This is a genomic window from Pseudomonas fluorescens (assembly GCF_001902145.1).
Taxonomy (GTDB): Bacteria; Pseudomonadota; Gammaproteobacteria; order Pseudomonadales; family Pseudomonadaceae; genus Aquipseudomonas; species Aquipseudomonas fluorescens_BV.
The window spans coordinates 70,897-89,890 of record NZ_MRST01000023.1; the positions used below are offsets into that span (position 1 = coordinate 70,897).

General features: G+C 61.4%; 17 protein-coding genes. 5 read left to right on the forward strand and 12 right to left on the reverse strand.

Going from position 1 to position 18,994, the window contains the following annotated elements; all coding sequences use genetic code 11:
• Nucleotides 1-68 precede the first annotated feature (68 nt).
• The 10 genes from BUE92_RS12115 to BUE92_RS12160 all read right to left on the reverse strand — a co-directional run bounded on the left by BUE92_RS12115 (nt 69) and on the right by BUE92_RS12160 (nt 9,217).
• On the reverse strand, nt 69-1,340 hold the full coding sequence (locus BUE92_RS12115; protein WP_073523902.1) for an SAM-dependent methyltransferase: 1,272 nt from the start codon (nt 1,338-1,340) through the stop codon (nt 69-71).
• Nucleotides 1,327-2,136: a DUF1365 domain-containing protein gene (locus tag BUE92_RS12120; protein WP_073523903.1), complete on the reverse strand. Its 810-nt coding sequence runs from the start codon at nt 2,134-2,136 to the stop codon at nt 1,327-1,329. Before BUE92_RS12120 ends, BUE92_RS12115 begins: the two co-directional genes overlap by 14 nt.
• Nucleotides 2,133-3,380, reverse strand: a complete 1,248-nt coding sequence (locus tag BUE92_RS12125) for an NAD(P)/FAD-dependent oxidoreductase (RefSeq protein ID WP_073523904.1) — start codon at nt 3,378-3,380, stop codon at nt 2,133-2,135. Before BUE92_RS12125 ends, BUE92_RS12120 begins: the two co-directional genes overlap by 4 nt.
• Nucleotides 3,377-4,159: an SDR family NAD(P)-dependent oxidoreductase gene (locus BUE92_RS12130; protein WP_073523905.1), complete on the reverse strand. Its 783-nt coding sequence runs from the start codon at nt 4,157-4,159 to the stop codon at nt 3,377-3,379. Before BUE92_RS12130 ends, BUE92_RS12125 begins: the two co-directional genes overlap by 4 nt.
• Nucleotides 4,156-4,578, reverse strand: a complete 423-nt coding sequence (locus BUE92_RS12135) for a nuclear transport factor 2 family protein (protein WP_073523906.1) — start codon at nt 4,576-4,578, stop codon at nt 4,156-4,158. The genes BUE92_RS12130 and BUE92_RS12135 overlap by 4 nt, the downstream gene beginning before the upstream one ends.
• Nucleotides 4,571-6,013, reverse strand: coding sequence for a deoxyribodipyrimidine photo-lyase (phrB, locus tag BUE92_RS12140; protein ID WP_073523907.1), 1,443 nt, complete (start codon nt 6,011-6,013; stop codon nt 4,571-4,573). The genes BUE92_RS12135 and phrB overlap by 8 nt, the downstream gene beginning before the upstream one ends.
• Nucleotides 6,014-6,943, reverse strand: a complete 930-nt coding sequence (locus BUE92_RS12145) for a MerR family transcriptional regulator (RefSeq protein ID WP_073523909.1) — start codon at nt 6,941-6,943, stop codon at nt 6,014-6,016.
• 3 nt (nt 6,944-6,946) lie between these two features.
• Nucleotides 6,947-7,906, reverse strand: coding sequence for a YbgA family protein (locus tag BUE92_RS12150; protein WP_073523911.1), 960 nt, complete (start codon nt 7,904-7,906; stop codon nt 6,947-6,949).
• A 115-nt stretch (nt 7,907-8,021) separates the two neighbouring features.
• A complete protein-coding gene (locus tag BUE92_RS12155; protein ID WP_073523913.1) occupies nt 8,022-8,234 on the reverse strand; it encodes a TIGR02450 family Trp-rich protein in 213 nt (70 codons plus the stop codon).
• Nucleotides 8,231-9,217: an NAD(P)/FAD-dependent oxidoreductase gene (locus BUE92_RS12160; protein WP_073523915.1), complete on the reverse strand. Its 987-nt coding sequence runs from the start codon at nt 9,215-9,217 to the stop codon at nt 8,231-8,233. Before BUE92_RS12160 ends, BUE92_RS12155 begins: the two co-directional genes overlap by 4 nt.
• 212 nt (nt 9,218-9,429) lie before the next feature.
• Here BUE92_RS12160 and BUE92_RS12165 point away from each other — a divergent pair, with 212 nt between their 5' ends.
• Both BUE92_RS12165 and hemH read left to right on the forward strand, forming a co-directional pair.
• Nucleotides 9,430-10,329, forward strand: a complete 900-nt coding sequence (locus tag BUE92_RS12165; RefSeq protein WP_073523916.1) for a TIGR01777 family oxidoreductase — start codon at nt 9,430-9,432, stop codon at nt 10,327-10,329.
• A gap of 14 nt (nt 10,330-10,343) precedes the next feature.
• Nucleotides 10,344-11,369, forward strand: a complete 1,026-nt coding sequence (gene hemH, locus BUE92_RS12170) for a ferrochelatase (RefSeq protein WP_073523917.1) — start codon at nt 10,344-10,346, stop codon at nt 11,367-11,369.
• Nucleotides 11,370-11,664: 295 nt separating this feature from the next.
• Here hemH and BUE92_RS12175 read toward each other — a convergent pair whose 3' ends face one another.
• Nucleotides 11,665-13,758, reverse strand: a complete 2,094-nt coding sequence (locus tag BUE92_RS12175; RefSeq protein ID WP_073523918.1) for a TonB-dependent siderophore receptor — start codon at nt 13,756-13,758, stop codon at nt 11,665-11,667.
• Nucleotides 13,759-13,870: 112 nt separating this feature from the next.
• A complete protein-coding gene (gene algW / locus BUE92_RS12180; protein WP_003188388.1) occupies nt 13,871-15,031 on the reverse strand; it encodes a Do family serine endopeptidase AlgW in 1,161 nt (386 codons plus the stop codon).
• 101 nt (nt 15,032-15,132) lie between these two features.
• On the opposite strand from algW, the gene BUE92_RS12185 reads away from it, so the two are divergent.
• The 3 genes from BUE92_RS12185 (at nt 15,133) to cysN (ending at nt 18,884) form a co-directional block, all read left to right on the forward strand.
• On the forward strand, nt 15,133-15,891 hold the full coding sequence (locus BUE92_RS12185) for a Nif3-like dinuclear metal center hexameric protein (RefSeq protein WP_073523919.1): 759 nt from the start codon (nt 15,133-15,135) through the stop codon (nt 15,889-15,891).
• 167 nt (nt 15,892-16,058) lie between these two features.
• A complete protein-coding gene (cysD, locus tag BUE92_RS12190; RefSeq protein ID WP_016971196.1) occupies nt 16,059-16,976 on the forward strand; it encodes a sulfate adenylyltransferase subunit CysD in 918 nt (305 codons plus the stop codon).
• Between the two features lie 9 nt (nt 16,977-16,985).
• Entirely contained in the window at nt 16,986-18,884 is a 1,899-nt protein-coding gene (gene cysN / locus BUE92_RS12195) for a sulfate adenylyltransferase subunit CysN (protein ID WP_003188392.1), read from the forward strand.
• The last annotated feature ends 110 nt before the right edge of the window (nt 18,885-18,994 follow it).

Sequence of the window (18,994 nt, forward strand, 5' to 3'; positions counted from 1 at the left end):
TTTAAGCGGCAAGCTGCAAGAAAAAGCACAGCCACTTGTCGTTTGGCGCTTATAGCTTGCAGCTGTTCTTAAGCACTGAAACGCCCGAGCAGCGGCGGATTGATTGCCGCCGGTTTGGCCAGCAGCAACTGCGCGGTGCCGATGGTGCGCTCCATGAAGCCGCCTTCGCAGTAGCACAGGTAAAACTCCCACAGGCGCAGGAAATATTCGTCATAACCCAGCTGCGCAAGACGGCCATGGGCGCGGCGAAAGTTTTCATGCCACAGGCGCAGGGTGCGGGCGTAGTGCAGGCCGAAGTCTTCCATGTGCAGTAGGTTCATGTCGGTGTCGCGGCTGACGATCTGCAGCATGTTTTGTACACAGGGCAGCGCGCCGCCGGGGAAGATGTAGCGCTGGATAAAGTCGACGCTGCGCTTGGCCTGCTCAAAGCGTTGTTCGCGAATGGTGATGGCTTGCAGCAGCATCAGGCCGTCGGGCTTGAGCAGTTGTGCACACTGTTTGAAATAAGTGGGCAGGAAACGATGGCCCACCGCTTCAATCATTTCGATCGACACCAGTTTGTCGTACTCACCAGTGAGGTCGCGGTAATCGCTCAGCAGCACGGTCACATGATCTTGCAGGCCCGCCGCCTGGATACGCTGCGTGGTGTAGGCGAACTGTTCCTTGGACAAGGTCGTGGTGGTGACCCGGCAACTGTAATGCTGTGCCGCATACAACGCCATGCCGCCCCAGCCGGTGCCGATTTCCAGCAGATGGTCGCTGGGCTTGAGCGCCAGTTTCTGGCAAATGCGCGCCAATTTGTTCAGCTGGGCTTGCTCCAGGGTGTCATCGGGGGTCAGGAACTGCGCCGCCGAGTACATCATGCTGGGGTCGAGAAACTCTTCGAACAGGTCGTTGCCCAGGTCGTAATGGGCGGCGATGTTTTTTTGCGAGCCTTTGCGTGTGTTGCGGTTGAGCCAGTGCAGGCCTTGGGTGAATGGCCGGGCCAGGCGAGCCAATCCGCCCTCCATGGCGTCGAGCACCTCCAGGTTGCTGACCATCACCCGCACCACGGCGGTGAGGTCGGGGCTGGTCCAGTAACCATGGATAAACGCTTCGCCGGCGCCGATCGAACCATTGGCGGCCACCAGGCCCCAAACCGCCGCGTCGAGAATCTGGATCTCGCCTAGCAGGTGCGCTTCCCGTGCGCCGAAGACTTGCCGCTCGCCATCTTCGATGATCACCAACTGGCCGTGGCGCAATTGGCTGAGCTGGCGCAACACGCCTTTGCGCAACAGCGCAGCGGTCATGCCGTTGACGTTCAGGCGGTTAGCCTTGACCGATAAGCTAGGGGATTTCATGGTGGCGATCCTTGGTATACCCGACTGCGGTGCGAGAGGCGCCATCGGCGCCCTGGTGGGAAAAAATCGGTATGCGTTTGAGCAGCAGGCGCAAGGCTTGCCAGTAGATCGCAAGGCCGGTCTTGGCGGTCATCCAGGGAAAGCGCCGCAAATAGCGATGCAGGCTGGCGCGGCTCAGTGCCTGTTTTTCCAGGCTCAAGGTGGCGTCGAAGACTTTTTGCGTGCCCTGCCAATCAGCCATGTGCACGCCGAGCCTGGCGGCGGGCGGGCTGAAACTCATGCGGTATTCCAGGTCGCGAGGCAAAAACGGCGACACATGGAAGGCCTTGGCTACGGCGAAATGCTGGTGCTCATCGGCGCCCAGTGCCTGGGCGGGCAGCACGTAGTGATAGCGCTCGCGCCATGGGGTGTTGGTCACTTCACACAGGATCGCGGCCAGTTGCCCGTCAGCCTCGAAGCAGTAGAAGAAACTCACCGGGTTAAAAGCCAGGCCCCAACTGCGGGCCTGGGTCAGCAGGCAGATAGCGCCCTGGGGTGTATGCCCCAGGGCCTTGCCGACTTCGTGGCGCACGGCATCGCTCAAGCTCATGCCGTGGCGCGTGAATTCACGCAGGTAATCCTGCTGGCGGAAACCGAACGGCGCCAGGCGACCCGTGCCGGCCAGCGGCGAGAGCCCCAGTACTTCATCCTCTTCGCTGAGGTCCAGGTACAACAGGCCGATGCGGTAGCGAAAGGCGTGGGCCTTGGGCGTAAACCGCCGATGGGCGATCCAGCCGCTGTACAGGGCGCTGTTCACAGGGTTTCCCCAAACGCCTGGGCCACGCGCAGGGCGCTGACCACGCCATCTTCGTGAAAGCCATTGGCCCAGTAGGCCCCGCAGTAAAAGGTATTGCGCACGCCGTTCAATTCTTCCCAGCGTGCCTGTGCGGCGACTGCGGCCAGGCTGTATTGCGGATGGGCGTAGGTGTAGCGCGCCAGGATCTTCAGCGGGTTGATCATCGGCGTCTGGTTGAGGCTGACGCAAAAGGTAGTGGCGCTGTCGATGCCTTGCAGGATGTTCATGTCATAGGTGACGGCGGCCTGTTGTTGCACGTTGCCCGTCAGCCGATAGTTCCAGCTGGCCCAGGCCAGTTTGCGGTCGGGCAGCAGGCGCGTGTCGGTGTGCAGCACCACGTCGTTGTCGGCGTAGGGCAGGGCGCCGAGGATCTGCTGTTCGGCCTGGCTGGGGTCATCGAGCAAGGCCAGGGCCTGATCGCTGTGGCAGGCGAACACCACGCGGTCGAAGGTTTCGCTGCCGGCCGGGCTGTGGATAACCACACCCTCGTCGCTGCGTTGCACCTTTTGCACAGGGCAGTTGAGCCGTATCTGTTCGCGAAAGCTGCGGGTCAGCGGCTCGATATAACAGCTGGAGCCGCCTTCGATCACACACCATTGCGGGCGGGTGCTCACCGAGAGCAAGCCGTGATTCTTGAAGAAGCGCACAAAAAACTGCAGCGGAAACTTGAGCATATCGGCCAGGGACATCGACCAGATGGCTGCGCCCATCGGCACGATGTAATGCCGGATAAACCTGGGGCCATAGCCGCCAGCGGTGAGGTAATCGCCCAGGGTCATGTCGGCGCTGATGCGCTGCTCTTGCAAGTCCAGGGGCGCCTGGCGATTGAAGCGCAGGATATCGCGCAACATGCCCCAGAACCCCGGCGACAGAATATTGCGGCGCTGGGCAAACAGGCTGTTGAGGTTGTTGCCGTTGTACTCGAAGCCTGTGCTTTGGTCGCACACCGAAAAACTCATCTCGGTGGGTTTGAACCTGACCCCGATTTGCCCCAGCAGACGGATGAAGTTCGGGTAGGTCCAGTCGTTGAACACAATGAAGCCCGTGTCCACCGCATAGCTTTCGCCGTCGACCGTCACGTGGGCCGTATGGGTATGCCCGCCAATGCAGTCACTGGCTTCAAACAGCGTAATGTCGTGGCGACGGCTGAGCAGGTAGGCGCTGGTCAGGCCGGCGATGCCGCTGCCGATAATGGCGATCTTCACAGGTCGTCCTTCTTCGGTGGCGGGCTGCGCAGCATGCGTTTGCCGATGATCAGTTGCGCGCGGTTGGGCAGCTTCGACAGCGGCCACAAGGTGGCAATGAACAGGGCCGGAAAGGCGATTTCCAGCGGGCGTTTTTCCAGCTTGGCGAAGATGTGTTTCGCGGCTTTGTCCGCCGGCCAGCTCAGGGGCATCGGGAAATCATTGCGCTCGGTCAGCGGCGTGTCGACGAAGCCTGGGCTGATCACAGTGACATCGATGTTTTCCGGCGACAGGCCGATACGCAGGGATTCGAACAAGTAACGCAGGCCGGCCTTGGACGCGCCGTAGGCTTCGGCGCGAGGCATGGGCAGGTAGGTCACGGCACTGGCCACGCCCACCAGATGCGGGGTGCGCCCTGCGCGCAACAGTGGCAGCGCGGCCTCGATGCAATAACTGCTGGCCAGCAGGTTGGTACGCACCACGTGCTCGATGATCGAGGCGTCAAATTGCCGGGCGTCCACATATTCACAGGTGCCAGCGTTGAGGATCACCGTGTCCAGCGAACCCCAGGCCTCGCTGATACGCTCACCGATCTCGCGCACGGTCTGGCTGTTGGTCAGGTCGCCGGCCACCACCAGAACCTGGCCTGGATAACGAAGGGCGAGAGCATCCAGCGGGCCTTGGGTGCGGGAACTGAGGGCCACGTGGGCGCCGCTGGCGAGCAATTCCACGGCCAGCGCCGCACCGATACCACTGCTGGCGCCGGTCAGCCAATAACGACGGGGCAGTGTGAGGCTCATCCCATTCTCCGTTTCAGCCAACGAATAACGCGACCCAGTAGGGGGACATGTTCATAGAGCAGGGCGCCGGCATCGAAATAGTCGCGATGGCGGTAAACCTTGTCGTGCCACATCAAATGGGAACAGCCTGGCACCTCGATCACCTGGCCGCCGGCCAGGCGTGGGTGACGAAAACCCATGGTCCAGCGCAGGTAGCCCTCGCCTTCGGCCACGGTATCGAAGCCGTGGAAGTCAAAATGCAGCTCGCTGACGTTGCTGTACAAGTCGGCAAAGTAACGCCGCAACGCTGGCAGGCTTTGGACTTCATGCAGGGGGTCGGCAAAGGCGATGTCCTCGCTGTACAAGCTGCCGAGCAGGTGCAGGTTGTGCTTGTCCAGCGTGGCGAAGGTGTGGGCGAACTGGCGCAGGAAGTCACTCATGTTCGGCCATCTCCTGGCGCGAAGGCAGCCGGCGAAATGCGGCCAAGGCGCGCTCGCGAGACTGTTTCAAATCGACGATGGCGCGCGGGTAATCCGCCACGCCGAACAGGCCGCCCACCGCTTCAGGGTTGTGCACTTGTTTTTTATTCAGCGCGGCCAGTTCCGGGAGCCAGCGTTTGATGAACACGCCGTCGCCGTCGAATTTTTCCGATTGGCTCAGCGGGCTGAATATCCGGAAATACGGCGCCGAGTCGGTGCCGGTGGACGAACTCCACTGCCAGCCGCCGTTGTTGGCCGCCAGATCACCGTCGATCAGGTGGCGCATAAAGAAGCGCTCGCCTTCGCGCCAGTCGATCAGCAGGTTTTTGGTCAGGAACATCGCCACCACCATGCGCAGGCGGTTGTGCATCCAGCCGGTTTCCAGCAGTTGGCGCATGGCCGCGTCGATGATCGGCAAGCCGGTACGCGCCTGTTGCCAGGCGGCCAGGTCTTCGGGCGCCTTGCGCCAGGCCAGCGCTTCGGTTTCCGGGCGAAACGCGCGGTGGCGGGAAACCCGTGGGTAGCCGACCAGGATGTGCTTGTAGAACTCGCGCCACAGCAGCTCGTTGATCCAGGTGATGGCGCCGATGTCGCCGCTTTCGAACTCGCCCTGGTTGGTTTGCAGCGCGGCGTGCAAGCACTGGCGCGGCGAAACCACACCGGCGGCCAGGTAGGCAGAAAGCTGACTGGTGCCGGGCTTGGCCGGGAAGTCGCGTTCGTCCTTGTAATAGCTGATCTGCTGATCGGCGAAGGCATCGAGGCGACGGCGCGCTTCGTCTTCGCCAGCGGGCCAGAGGGCACGCAAGGTTTCGCTGGGTGTCTGGAACCCTTCGACTGCCGTCGGCACAGGGTCGCTCTTCACGCCAGGCTCGGCCTGGGCCTTTGGCGTCGGCACCACGCGGGGCAGGGCGCTGTGCAGGCGGCTGTAGCAGACCTTGCGGAACTGGCTGAACACCTGGAAGTAGGTACCGGTCTTGGTCAGCACACTACCCGGCTGGAAAAACAGTTGGTCCAGGTAGCTGTGGAAGGTCACGCCGTCAGCTTCCAGGGCCCGGGCCACGGCGCTGTCGCGGCGGCTCTCGTGAATGCCGTATTCCTCGTTGACGTGTACCGACTCCACCGACAGCTCGCGGCACAGTTGGCTCAGCACCGTCGGCGCCTGGCCCCAGGTCGCGGCGTGACGGATTAACAGCGGGATGTTGAGGTTGCCCAGTGTCTGGCTCAGGTGCTGCAAGTTGCGCAGCCAGAAATCGACTTTGCACGGCGCGTCATCATGCGCCTGCCATTGCTCGGGCGTGATCAGGTAAACAGCCGCGACGGGGCCGCGCTGGCTCGCGGCCGCCAGGGCAGTGTTGTCGTGCAGGCGCAAGTCGGTGCGCAGCCAGATCAGATGCATTTAGACAATTCCACGCTGGATCAATAATTGATGGGCCGACAACAGGTCCTCGGCCACGGACAACTCGGGGATGTCCTGGGTTAATACGCCCAACTCGGTGTGGTGGATGCACACCGTTGGTCCGGCAATCACCGTTGGGCAACGGATGCCGCCCAGCAGTTTGCTGAGTGCCGGCACCTGCAACGCCTTGCTCGAATACAGCAGCACCGCACGTGGTTGCAGGTGTTCCACAGCCAGGGCCAGTTCGCCGACCGGCAGTGGCCAATCGAACACTTCCACCGGGCAATCGGCACTGCTGGCCAGCCAGGCGCTGAGCCACAGGTGCGGTTCCAGGGGCAGGTCGGAATGATTGACCAGCAACAGCGGCGCGCCGTGGAGTTGACGGTTGTTGTGATAGATCCGCGCGCCGAACTTGCTGCGCAACCAGGACAGGAAGAACACCCGTTCCATCTGCGCGCCGAACTGGCCCTGCCAGCGTTGTTCCAGCTCGTTGAGCAGCGGCAGCATCAACTGCTCGCACAAGGTGCGTGGCGGGTAGAGCGCCATGGCCTGGTTGAACGCGTCATCGACCCGACGTTCGGCCAGTTCACTGATGGCACTCACCAAGTGCTGGCGCAGGCTCTGCCACTCGTTTTCCATCGGCTCCGGGCTGCCTTGGGCTGAGTCGATCAGCCCTTTGACCTGGCTGACCGGCACGCCGCGATTGAGCCAGGTGAGGATGGCCTGGATGCGTTGCACATGTTCGGCGCTGAACAACCGATGCCCCTTGGGTGTGCGCTGGGGCACGATGAGGCCATAGCGGCGCTCCCACGCGCGTAGCGTCACCGCATTCACGCCGGTCTGGCGCGCCACCTCGCGGATTGGCAACCAGCCGTTTTCCAGGGCCAGGGCGATGTCTACGCCGGGTTCGTCGAGCAGGGCAGGTTTCATGGGTTAGATCGCATTACGCAGGCTGAGGTTTTCCGGGTGCGGTTGCAGATAGGCCTGCTGCGCGATGTAGCGGTCCGGGTGTTGGCGAAAGTGGTGCTTGAGCAGGGTCAGCGGCACCACCAGTGGCACGATGCCGTGGCGGTATTGGTCGATGACGGTCTGCATTTCCTGTTTGTCATCGGCGCTGATGGCTTGCTTGAGATAGCCACTGATGTGTTGCAGCACATTGGTATGGGTACCGCGAGTCGCGCATTTTTTCAGGCCCGCCATCAGTTCGCTGAAATAGCCATCGGCCAAAGCTTGCAGGTCAATGCCCTTGCCCATGCTGCCGAGCAAGTGGCCCAGGCTTTTGTAATGCGCCGGGCTGTGGGCCATCAGCAGGTACTTGTAGCGCGAGTGAAACGTCAGCAAGCGCAGACGGGTAAGGCCGTCGGCCAACAGTTGCTGCCAACTGGCGTACACGAATACGCGGGTGAGGAAGTTTTCCCGCAGCACCGGGTCGTTCAGGCGACCGTCTTCTTCCACCGGCAGGTTGGGGTGACGGGCACAAAACGCCTGGGCATAAATACCGCGCCCGCCACCGTCGACGGGCGTGCCGTTGTCGCGGTATACCTTGACCCGCTCCAGGCCGCAGGACGGTGACTTTTGCATGAAGATGTAGCCGCACAGGTCGGTATGTTCCCGGGCCATTTGCTGGCCGTAATCGTCCAGTGGCTGAGTGACATTGAGCGCAGGGTTTACGCTGCCCACGGCCTGCGGTTGGTTGGGGTCACCGACCAGGCGGATCGCTTGCCGAGGAATGCCCAGGCCGATGGCAACTTCAGGGCACAACGGGACGAAATCGAAATAGTCACTGAGGGTCTGGCTGCATAGCAGGGACTGTTTATGTCCGCCATTGAAGCGCACGTTCTCACCCAGAAGGCAGGCGCTGATGGCGATCTTCGGTTTCACATGGTTGGACATAAGCAAACCTCTGCAAGAATCCTGTACAATCTAAAAATCTTGTACAACTAAATCTCATCATAGGCTCGATGTTGTACAAGTCAAATAATTTGTACAGGTTTGTGCGGTTGCGTTATTACCAGCCGATTTTCCAGTCCTCAGCGTTTTTCAGGGTCTGCCAGGGCAGGCGTTCGGCGCGCCGGGTAAGGATGGCCTGCAGTTCGATGTCCAGCACCGCGCCCTCGTCGTCACGGAACAACTCGGTGACCAGGAAGTGTTTTTCCTTGTGGCGAGGATGAGCTGCCGTCCATTTTGACAGCAGCAGTTTGGCGGGATTGATGCGGTTCATTGCAGGTGCCCGATCAAGCGTCGCGCCGCTTCCTGGCCACTCAACCAGGCACCTTCCACCCGGCCGGAGAGGCACCAGTCACCACAAACGAACAAGCCCAGGTCGGCGTCGGCCAGCACGCCGAATTCATGGCTGTTCGATGGGCGCGCGTAGAGCCAGCGGTGCGCCAGGTTGAACGACGGCGGGGGCATGGCGCTGTGCAGCAGTTCGGCGAAGGCGCCGTGCAGATGTTCGATCACCGCTTCTTTGGGCAGGTCCAGGTGGGCCTTGCTCCAGGCGCTGGTGGCGTGCAGCACCCAGGTGTCGAGGGTGGTGTCGCGCCCGGGCTTACTGCGGTTGCGCGCCAGCCAGTCGAGGGGGCTGTCTTGCACGAAGCAGCCCTCCATCGGCGTATCCAAGGGCTTGTCGAACGCCAGGGCGATGGCCCAGGTCGGGTCCATTTTCACCCCGGCGGCGGCGCTCGCCAGCTTGGGCGCGGCGGCCAGCAGGGCGGTGGCTTGGGGCGCTGGCGTGGCAATGATCACATGGCTGAAAGGGCCGTGATTGCCGCCGTCCGCGTCGAGCAGGTTCCAGTGCTGCGTGCCCTGGAAGACTTCGGTGATGCGGCAACCGAACTCCACCGGCAAGTCGTCGAGCAGGGCGCGAGTGATGGCGCTCATGCGCGGCGTGCCCACCCAGCGGATCTGTTCATCGGGGGAGGGCGTCAGTTGGCCGGACTTGAAGTTATACAGCTGGGGCTTCCACTGCTCGGCCCAGCCGTTGCTTTGCCAGCGCTGCACTTCGTTGACGAAGCGCCGGTCGCGGGCAGTGAAGTACTGCGCGCCCATGTCCAGTGCGCCGGCGTCGCTGCGCTTGCTGGACATGCGGCCACCACTGCCGCGGCTTTTATCGAAGAGTTGTACTGCGTGCCCGGCGTCTTGTAACGCTCGGGCGGCGGAGAGACCGGCGATGCCGGTACCAATGATCGCGATGGGAACAGTCATGGGAGGCCTCGTTTTACCGTTGGGTACAGACTACGCCGACACCAATAGCTGTACAATATTGTTTTTTGGTATAAGTTTTGGCGTGCCTGATTGTGTGGCGTGACCTATGGTTAAGCTAAGGCTTAAACCCCCGTCACGCTCAATTATCAAATTGATCCCTGCTTATAAAATAGACCAGTGAGCGGCGGCGAACGTTACATGAGGAGAGTCCCATGCATATTTTGCTGACCGGCGGTACCGGATTGATTGGTCGCCAACTCTGCAAGCACTGGCTCGCACAAGGCCATCGCCTGACGGTGTGGAGCCGGCAACCGGAAACGGTCGCCCAGGTGTGTGGTGCGCAGGTGCTCGGGGTGGCTCGCCTACAAGAGGTGATTGGCACGGTGGACGCGGTGGTCAACCTGGCAGGCGCGCCTATCGCCGACCGGCCTTGGACCCACAAGCGCAAGGCATTGCTGTGGAACAGTCGCATTCACCTCACCGAAGCCTTGCTGGCCTGGATGGAAAGCCTGGAGCAAAAACCGGCGGTGCTGGTCTCCGGCTCTGCGGTGGGTTGGTACGGCGACGGCGGCGAGCGCGAACTGACCGAAGCCAGCGGCCCGGTGCTGGACGATTTCCCCAGCCAGTTGTGCATCGCCTGGGAGGAAACCGCCCAGCGTGCCGAAGCCTTGGGCATTCGCGTGGTGCTGGTGCGTACGGGGTTGGTGCTGTCTGCCGAGGGCGGCTTTTTGTCGCGCCTGCTGCTGCCGTTCAAACTGGCGCTGGGCGGGCCGATTGGCAATGGACGGCAGTGGATGCCCTGGGTGCATATCAAGGATCAAATCGCCCTGATTGATTTTCTTCTGCACAAGCAAGACGCCAACGGTCCTTATAATGCCTGCGCGCCACACCCGGTGCGCAACCGCGAATTTGCCAAGACCCTGGGCCAGGTGCTGCACCGCCCGGCGTTCATGCCGATGCCGGCGTTTGCGTTGAAGGTTGGCCTGGGTGAGTTGTCCGGCTTGTTGCTGGGCGGGCAAAAGGCCTTGCCTGAACGGCTGCAGGCCGCAGGTTTCACTTTCCAGTTCACTGAGTTGCGTGCGGCTCTGGACGACTTGTCCAGCCGCCTCTAAAGATAGGATGTTGCATGACCGATCACGCGTTGTTACTGGTCAACCTGGGTTCGCCAAAGTCCACTTCAGTGGCCGATGTGCGCAGCTACCTCAATCAGTTCCTGATGGACCCTTATGTGATCGACTTGCCGTGGCCGGTGCGGCGCTTGCTGGTATCGCTGATCCTGATCAAGCGCCCCGAGCAGTCGGCCCATGCCTATGCGTCGATCTGGTGGGACGAGGGTTCGCCGTTGGTGGTGCTCAGCCGCCGCCTGCAACAGCAGATGACCGCGCAGTGGACCCAGGGCCCGGTGGAATTGGCGATGCGTTACGGCGAGCCGTCCCTGGAAACGGTCCTGACACGCCTGGCCGCCCAGGGTATTCAAAAAATCACACTGGCGCCGTTGTACCCGCAGTTTGCCGACAGCACCGTCACCACGGTGATAGAGGAAGCCAAGCGAGTGGTGCGCGACAAGCAACTGAATGTGCAGTTTGCGATCCTGCAACCGTTCTACGATCAGCCTGAGTATCTCGATGCGCTGGCGGCGAGTGTGCGCTCTTATGTGGCGCAGGATTACGATCACTTGCTGCTCAGTTTCCATGGCTTGCCTGAGCGTCACCTGACCAAACTCGACCCTACCGGCCAGCACTGCTTCAAGGATGCCGACTGCTGCAAGAACGCATCCCCTGAAGTGCTTGCCACCTGTTACCGCGCGCAGTGCTTCAGCGTGGCACGGGACGTAGCCGAGCGGCTGGGCTTGCCGGAGGGTAAATGGTCGGTGGCGTTCCAGTCCCGCCTGGGCCGGGCCAAGTGGATCGAACCCTACACCGAGGCACGCCTTGAGGCATTGGCCCAGCAAGGCGTGAAGAAGCTGCTGGTGATGTGCCCGGCGTTCGTCGCCGATTGCATTGAGACGTTGGAGGAGATTGGTGATCGCGGTCGCGAGCAATTTCGTGAAGCGGGGGGCGAGGAGTTGGTGTTGGTGCCTTGCCTGAATGACGAGCCGCAGTGGGCGGCAGCGCTTAATACCCTGTGCGAACGAGCGCCGACGACGCTGTAACCCGGGCCGGATTAAGATCAAAATGTGGGAGGGGGCTTGCCCCCGATAGCGGTGGATCAGTGACAGATATACTGACTGACACACTGCAATCGGGGGCAAGCCCCAATGCCAGTCAGTTAAGCGGTCATCGCCTACTGTAGGAGCGAGCTTGCTCGCGAAAATCGTCAACGATAACGCGTGCTTGCTGAACGAACGCGGCGCCTGTGAGTTTTTCGCGAGCAAGCTCGCTCCTACAAAAAGCCCTTAACTGACTGGCATTGGGGCAAGCCCCCTCCCACATTTAGTCCTATGTTTGTCAGAGGTTGAGGGTCAGGCTAACCGTGAAGTTGCGCGGCTCACCCGGGTTGACCCAATAGTTGCTGTAGGACCGCTCGTAGTACTTTTCATTGAACAGGTTGTTGAGGTTCAGCCCCACCGTCACGTTCTGCGTAGCCTTGTAATGGGCCAGCAAATCCACGGTGTGGTAGGCGGGCAGTTCGAAACCCGTGCCGGCTTCACCTGAGCGGTCGCCCACATAGGTGAACGCTGCGCCCAGGTCTGAACCACGCAACGCGCCGTCCTGGAATTCATACACGCCCAACACACTGCCACTGCGCTTGGCCACGCCGAGAATGCGGCTGCCCGTGGGAATGGCTTTGTCGCCCTTGGTCACTTCGGCGTCGATGTAGGCCAGGGCGCCGATCACGCGTACCGCGTCGGTCACTTGCCCGGTAACCTGCAGGTCGAACCCCTGGCTGCGGGCCTTGCCCATGGCGCGGTTGAGGTTAGTGGCCGGGTCCAGGGTCAGCACGTTTTCCTTTTCAATATGAAAGGCCGCAAGCGTGGCGCTGAGACGGTCGTCAAACAGCTCGCTCTTGATTCCCACCTCATAGCCCACGCCCTCCTCCGGCTTGAAGGACTTGCCACCGGCATCCAGGCCGCTATTGGGCTTGAACGACGTGGAGGCGTTGGCAAACACGCCGACTTCGGGCGTGAGCTGGTAGAGCAGGCCGGCGCGCTGAGTGAAGGCGTCGTGGGTCTGGCGGTTCTTGGCGTGGTTGCGGGTGAAGTCGTCGGTGCTTTGTTCGAAATGTTCGAAGCGCGCACCGATCATGCCGCGCAGGCGGTCGGTGAAGATGATCTGGTCTTGCAGGTTCAGTGCGTGGCTTTTGGTCTGTTCGAAGAAATCGGTGCCGGAGCGTATGCCATTGGGTTTGGGTTGGCCGTACACCGGCTTGTAGATGTCGATGGGATAATCGCCCCCGATCGCCGTCACGCGCTCCTTCTTGCGGTAGTCCTCGTATTCGGTGCCGATCAGTAGTTCATGTTGCCAGCTGCCAATATCGAACAAGCCCCTGAGTTCAAGCTGGGTGATGCTGTCATGCCAGCCCATGGAGCGTTCACGATAACGGCGGTTGACGCTGTGGCCGTCCGCGTTCAGCGCACGGCTTTCCGAGGCATCGCCCCAGAGGCTGCCTTGCTTGTAATGACTGGCCAGGCGCAGTTTCCAGGCGTCGTTGAGGTGGTGTTCCAACGCCGCCTGAATGCGGTTGTTGTGGTTGCGGATATTGCCGTCGTTGGGCTCGCCGAGGAAGGTGGAATGGGACATGCCGGTATTGGCGACGATGCCCCGGTCGAAGGTGGAGCTGTGGCGCACGAACTCACTTTCCACCAGCAGGGTGGTGTCCGGGTCCAGTTGCCAACTGAAGGAGGGCGCGACGAACACGCGCTTGGCGTCGACGTGATCGCGAAAACTGTGGTTGTCTTCAACGGCCAGGTTCACTCGCGTCAGCACGCGCCCCTCGCTGTCCAGCGGCGTATTCACATCCAGCGCGGTGCGGTAGCGGTCCCAACTACCGGCGCTGGTCTGCAGCGTGGTGAAGGCCTCGGGCTGGGGTTTCTTGGTGACGATATTCACCGTGCCGCCGGGATCGCCACGCCCATACAGGCTGGCGGCGGGGCCCTTGAGCACTTCAATGCGCTCGATATTCGCCGCGTCCGGGGTACTGGGGTAACCACGGTTGGCGCTGAAACCATCCTGGTAGAACTCGGACGTGGTGAAGCCGCGCACGCTGTATTCGTAGAGAGTCAGGCCGCCGAAGTTGTTTTGCTTGGATACGCCGCCGGCGAATTCCAGGGCGCGCTCCACGCTGGTACTGCCCAGGTCTTTGAGTACCGTGGCCGGAATCACGCTGATCGATTGCGGAATGTCGCGCAAAGCCGTGTCGGTCTTGGTCGCACTGGCAGAGCGGGTGGCACGGTAGCCGTCGACCGGGCCGGTGGCGGATTCATAGGCGTCGGAGGTGACGCTGATGGTGTCCAGTTCCAGAGTGTTTTCTTCGGCGTAGGCAGGGTCGAGCAGTAAACCCAGGGCCAAGCCGGCCAAGGGCACAAACTTTCGAGACGGCATGATAGAGCGTTCCAATAGCGATATTGAAACAATATAACATGCCTAATGAGAATGAATCTCTAAGAAATGTAGCCTTGCAAGCGCCCGCGAACGGGCGCTTGGGTCGCGACGGTTATTGCTCTTCTTTCACTGGCGCGGTGGCCGGTGGTGGGCGCAGGCCGATTTCTGCCGACAGTTTGATCTCCTTGCCGTTGCGCATCACCAGGATCGCCACCTTGTCGGTCGGCTTGATCCGCGCCACCTGGTTCATCGACTTGCGCCCATCACCCGCCGGCGCGCCGTCGATGCTGAGGATCACATCGCCCAGCTGCAGGCCGGCTTTCTGCGCCGGGCCGTCGCGGAAGATCCCCGCCACCACGATGCCTGGACGCCCGGTCAGGCCAAATGACTCGGCCAGTTCCTTGGTCAAGGGCTGTACTTCAATGCCCAGCCAGCCGCGAATCACCTGGCCGTGCTCGATGATCGACTTCATCACTTCCATCGCCAGCTTTACCGGGATGGCAAAACCAATGCCCTGTGAACCGCCGGACTTGGAAAAAATCGCGGTGTTGATGCCGGTCAGGTTGCCATTGGCGTCCACCAGCGCACCGCCCGAGTTGCCGGGGTTGATCGCCGCGTCGGTCTGGATGAAATCTTCGTAGCTGTTAAGGCCCAACTGGTTACGCCCGGTGGCGCTGATGATGCCCATGGTCACCGTTTGCCCCACCCCGAACGGGTTGCCGATGGCCAGCGCCACATCGCCCACGCGCAAACCGTCTGAGCGGCCGAGGGTGATGGCCGGCAGGTTCTTCAGATCAATCTTGAGTACCGCAAGATCGGTTTCCGGGTCGCTGCCCACCACGCGGGCCAGGGTCTCGCGGCCGTCACGCAGGGCCACCACGATCTGGTCGGCGCCGGTGGTCACGTGGTTGTTGGTGAGGATGTAGCCTTCGGGGCTCATGATCACGCCGGAGCCGAGGCTGGATTCCATGCGGCGCTGCTTGGGGCCGTTGTCACCGAAATAGCGGCGAAATTGCGGGTCTTCAAACAACGGATGCGCTGGCTTGTTGATGACCTTGGTGGTGTACAGGTTGACCACCGCCGGAGCGGCAATGACCACGGCGTCGGCATAGGTCACCGGGCCTTGGACCACGGTATTGGTCTGCGGGGCCTGTTGCAGGTTCACATCCAGCGTGGGCAGGCCCACCCACTGGGGATAACGCTGGATAATCAGCATCGCGATCAGCACGCCAGCCAACAATGGCCATCCAAAAAAACGCAGTGCCTTGAGCATCAAGTAAGTCCTGACAGGTTGCAGGGGGCGGGAGAGCGCCCATAATGTCGCGCATTATACGAGGCTGTGACGCCTGCGAACGGGATATTTAGGAGTCTTTTATGGCCGTCCCCCTTACTACCCTTGTCGAGGAAGCCGACCGCTACCTCGGCAGCGCCAAAATTGCCGATTACTGCCCCAATGGCCTGCAGGTCGAGGGGCGGCCCCAAGTGATGCGCATCGTCAGCGGCGTGACCGCCAGCCAAGCCCTGCTGGACGCCGCCGTCGAAGCCAAGGCCGACCTGGTGCTGGTGCACCACGGTTACTTCTGGAAGGGCGAAAACCCCTGCATCACCGGCATGAAGCAGCGCCGCCTCAAAACTCTGCTCAAGCATGACATCAGCCTGCTGGCTTACCACTTGCCCCTGGACCTGCACGCCGATGTCGGCAACAACGTGCAACTGGCTCGCCACCTGGACATCACCGTCGAAGGCCCGCTGGACCCCAGTAACCCCAAAGTCGTCGGCCTGGTCGGCTCCCTGGCCGAACCCTTGTCACCTCGTGACTTCGCCCGCCGCGTGCAGGAAGTGATGGGCCGCGAACCGCTGCTGATCGAAGGGAGCGAGATGATTCGCCGCGTCGGCTGGTGTACCGGTGGCGGCCAGGGCTATATCGACCAGGCGATTGCCGCCGGTGTCGATTTGTACCTGAGCGGTGAAGCGTCCGAACAGACCTTCCACAGTGCCCGGGAAAACGACATCAGCTTCATCGCCGCCGGCCATCACGCTACCGAACGTTATGGTGTGCAGGCGTTGGGCGATTACCTGGCGCGGCGCTTTGCCCTGGAGCACCTGTTTATCGACTGTCCCAACCCGATCTAAAGCACAGCAGCTCCCACATTGACCGAGTTGAGCGCCAAACTCGGCGGCATATTCATATATCGTTTCGGTCTAGCTGGCGCCCTAAATAGAAGAAGTTGCTGTGCTAGCATGCCTCGCTCGAACACGGCCCGCTGGCCGTCCATAAGATCGTTTTTCCGTGAGTAACCATGGTCGACAAACTGACGCATCTGAAACAGCTGGAGGCGGAAAGCATCCACATCATCCGCGAGGTCGCCGCCGAGTTCGATAACCCGGTGATGCTCTACTCGATCGGTAAAGACTCCGCCGTGATGCTGCACCTGGCACGCAAGGCCTTCTTCCCGGGCAAACTGCCATTTCCGGTGATGCACGTCGACACTCGCTGGAAATTCCAGGAGATGTACAAGTTCCGCGACAAGATGGTCGAGGAACTGGGCCTGGACCTGATCACACACATCAACCCCGATGGTGTGGCGCAGAACATCAACCCGTTCACCCACGGCAGCGCCAAGCACACCGATATCATGAAGACCGAGGGCCTCAAGCAGGCGCTGGACAAGCATGGTTTCGACGCAGCCTTCGGCGGCGCCCGTCGCGATGAAGAGAAATCCCGTGCCAAAGAGCGCGTGTACTCGTTCCGCGACAGCAAACACCGCTGGGACCCGAAGAACCAGCGCCCCGAGCTGTGGAATGTCTACAACGGCAACGTCAACAAAGGGGAGTCGATCCGCGTGTTCCCGCTGTCCAACTGGACCGAGCTGGACATCTGGCAGTACATCTACCTGGAAGGCATCCCGATTGTGCCGCTGTATTTCGCCGCCGAGCGCGAGGTGATCGAGAAGAACGGCACGTTGATCATGATCGACGACGACCGCATCCTCGAGCACCTGTCCGACGAAGACAAAGCCCGCATCGTCAAAAAGAAAGTACGTTTCCGCACCCTTGGCTGCTACCCGTTGACGGGCGCGGTGGAGTCCGAGGCCGAGACGCTGACGGACATCATTCAGGAAATGCTCCTGACGCGAACTTCCGAGCGCCAGGGCCGTGTCATCGACCACGATGGTGCAGGCTCGATGGAAGATAAAAAACGTCAAGGCTATTTCTAAGGGGCTGTCATGTCGCATCAATCTGATTTGATCAGCGAGGACATCCTCGCCTACCTGGGCCAGCACGAGCGCAAAGAGATGTTGCGCTTCCTGACCTGCGGCAACGTCGATGACGGCAAGAGCACCCTGATCGGGCGCCTGCTGCACGACTCCAAGATGATCTACGAAGATCACCTGGAAGCCATCACCCGCGACTCGAAAAAGTCCGGCACCACCGGTGACGATATCGACCTGGCATTGCTGGTCGATGGCCTGCAGGCCGAGCGTGAACAAGGCATCACCATCGATGTCGCCTACCGCTACTTCTCCACCGCCAAGCGCAAATTCATCATCGCCGACACCCCCGGCCATGAGCAGTACACCCGCAACATGGCCACCGGTGCATCCACCTGTGACCTGGCGATCATCCTGATTGACGCCCGCTACGGCGTGCAGACCCAGACTCGTCGCCACAGCTACATCGCCTCGTTGCTGGGCATCAAACACATCGTGGTGGCCATCAACAAGATGGACATCAACGGCTTTGACCAAAGCGTATTCGAGTCGATCAAGGCCGATTACCTGAAGTTCGCCGAAGGCATCGCGTTCAAGCCGAGCACCCTGGCCTTCGTACCGATGTCGGCGCTCAAGGGCGACAACGTGGTGAACAAGAGCGAGCGTTCGCCCTGGTACACCGGCCAGTCGCTGATGGAGATCTTGGAGACTGTCGAGATCGCCAACGATCGCAACTACACCGACCTGCGTTTCCCGGTGCAGTACGTCAACCGCCCGAACCTGAACTTCCGTGGGTTTGCCGGCACCCTGGCGAGTGGCATCGTGCACAAGGGCGACGAAGTCGTGGTATTGCCGTCGGGCAAGAGCAGCCGCGTCAAATCCATCGTCACCTTTGAAGGTGAACTGGAGCACGCAGGCCCAGGCCAGGCCGTAACCTTGACCATGGAAGACGAGATCGACATCTCCCGTGGCGACCTGTTGGTGCATGCCGACAACGTGCCGCAAGTGACCGACGCCTTCGACGCCATGCTGGTGTGGATGGCCGAAGAACCGATGCTGCCGGGCAAGAAATACGACATCAAGCGCGCCACCAGCTACGTGCCGGGTTCCATCACCAGCATCGTGCACCGCGTGGACGTAAACACCCTGGCCGAAGGCCCGGCGAGTTCGCTGCAGCTCAACGAGATTGGCCGGGTCAAGGTCAGCCTGGATGCCGCCATCGCCCTGGACGGTTACGACAGCAACCGCACCACCGGTGCGTTTATCGTGATCGACCGCTTGACCAACGGTACGGTCGCCGCGGGCATGATCATCGCGCCACCGGTGGGTCATGGCGGCGCTGCGCAGCACGGCAGCCTGGCGCATGTCGCCACCGAAGAGCGCGCCTTGCGTTTCGGCCAGCAGCCGGCCACGGTGTTGTTCAGCGGCTTGTCGGGCGCTGGCAAGAGCACCCTGGCCTATGCGGTCGAGCGCAAGCTGTTCGACATGGGCCGTGCGGTGTTCGTACTGGACGGCCAGAACCTGCGTCACGACCTGAACAAAGGGTTGCCGCAGGACCGTGCCGGGCGTACTGAGAACTGGCGTCGTGCCGCTCATGTGGCGCGTCAGTTCAACGAAGCCGGCCTGCTGACCCTGGCGGCCTTCGTTGCTCCGGATGCCGAAGGCCGTGAACAGGCCAAGGCGCTGATTGGCGCCGACCGCCTGCTGACCGTCTACGTGCAGGCATCGCCGTTGGTGTGCGCCGAGCGTGACCCGCAAGGTTTGTACGCGGCCGGTGGGGATAACATCCCTGGCGAATCCTTCCCGTATGACGTGCCGTTGAATGCCGACCTTGTGATCGACACCCAGGCGTTGTCGCTGGAAGACAGCGTCAAGCAAGTGCTGGAACTGTTGCGTCAGCGCGGCGCGATCTAAGCTTTATTGCCGCACAAAAAAGCCCGCCACCGAGTGATCGGTGGCGGGCTTTTTACATATTCTCAAATGTGGACTCGGTCAATGTGGGAGCTGGCTTGCCTGCGATGGCG

Excerpts from the sequence above, each read along its gene's own strand:
- cysD (WP_016971196.1), top strand. The coding sequence starts at position 16,059 with ATGGTCGACAAACTGACGCATCTGAAACAGCTGGAGGCGGAAAGCATC.
- hemH (WP_073523917.1), top strand. The coding sequence starts at position 10,344 with ATGACCGATCACGCGTTGTTACTGGTCAACCTGGGTTCGCCAAAGTCC.
- cysN (WP_003188392.1), top strand. The coding sequence starts at position 16,986 with ATGTCGCATCAATCTGATTTGATCAGCGAGGACATCCTCGCCTACCTG.
- BUE92_RS12155 (WP_073523913.1), bottom strand. The coding sequence starts at position 8,234 with ATGAACCGCATCAATCCCGCCAAACTGCTGCTGTCAAAATGGACGGCA.
- BUE92_RS12115 (WP_073523902.1), bottom strand. The coding sequence starts at position 1,340 with ATGAAATCCCCTAGCTTATCGGTCAAGGCTAACCGCCTGAACGTCAAC.
- BUE92_RS12165 (WP_073523916.1), top strand. The coding sequence starts at position 9,430 with ATGCATATTTTGCTGACCGGCGGTACCGGATTGATTGGTCGCCAACTC.
- BUE92_RS12160 (WP_073523915.1), bottom strand. The coding sequence starts at position 9,217 with ATGACTGTTCCCATCGCGATCATTGGTACCGGCATCGCCGGTCTCTCC.
- BUE92_RS12185 (WP_073523919.1), top strand. The coding sequence starts at position 15,133 with ATGGCCGTCCCCCTTACTACCCTTGTCGAGGAAGCCGACCGCTACCTC.
- algW (WP_003188388.1), bottom strand. The coding sequence starts at position 15,031 with ATGCTCAAGGCACTGCGTTTTTTTGGATGGCCATTGTTGGCTGGCGTG.
- BUE92_RS12130 (WP_073523905.1), bottom strand. The coding sequence starts at position 4,159 with ATGAGCCTCACACTGCCCCGTCGTTATTGGCTGACCGGCGCCAGCAGT.
- phrB (WP_073523907.1), bottom strand. The coding sequence starts at position 6,013 with ATGCATCTGATCTGGCTGCGCACCGACTTGCGCCTGCACGACAACACT.
- BUE92_RS12145 (WP_073523909.1), bottom strand. The coding sequence starts at position 6,943 with ATGAAACCTGCCCTGCTCGACGAACCCGGCGTAGACATCGCCCTGGCC.
- BUE92_RS12150 (WP_073523911.1), bottom strand. The coding sequence starts at position 7,906 with ATGTCCAACCATGTGAAACCGAAGATCGCCATCAGCGCCTGCCTTCTG.
- BUE92_RS12135 (WP_073523906.1), bottom strand. The coding sequence starts at position 4,578 with ATGAGTGACTTCCTGCGCCAGTTCGCCCACACCTTCGCCACGCTGGAC.
- BUE92_RS12175 (WP_073523918.1), bottom strand. The coding sequence starts at position 13,758 with ATGCCGTCTCGAAAGTTTGTGCCCTTGGCCGGCTTGGCCCTGGGTTTA.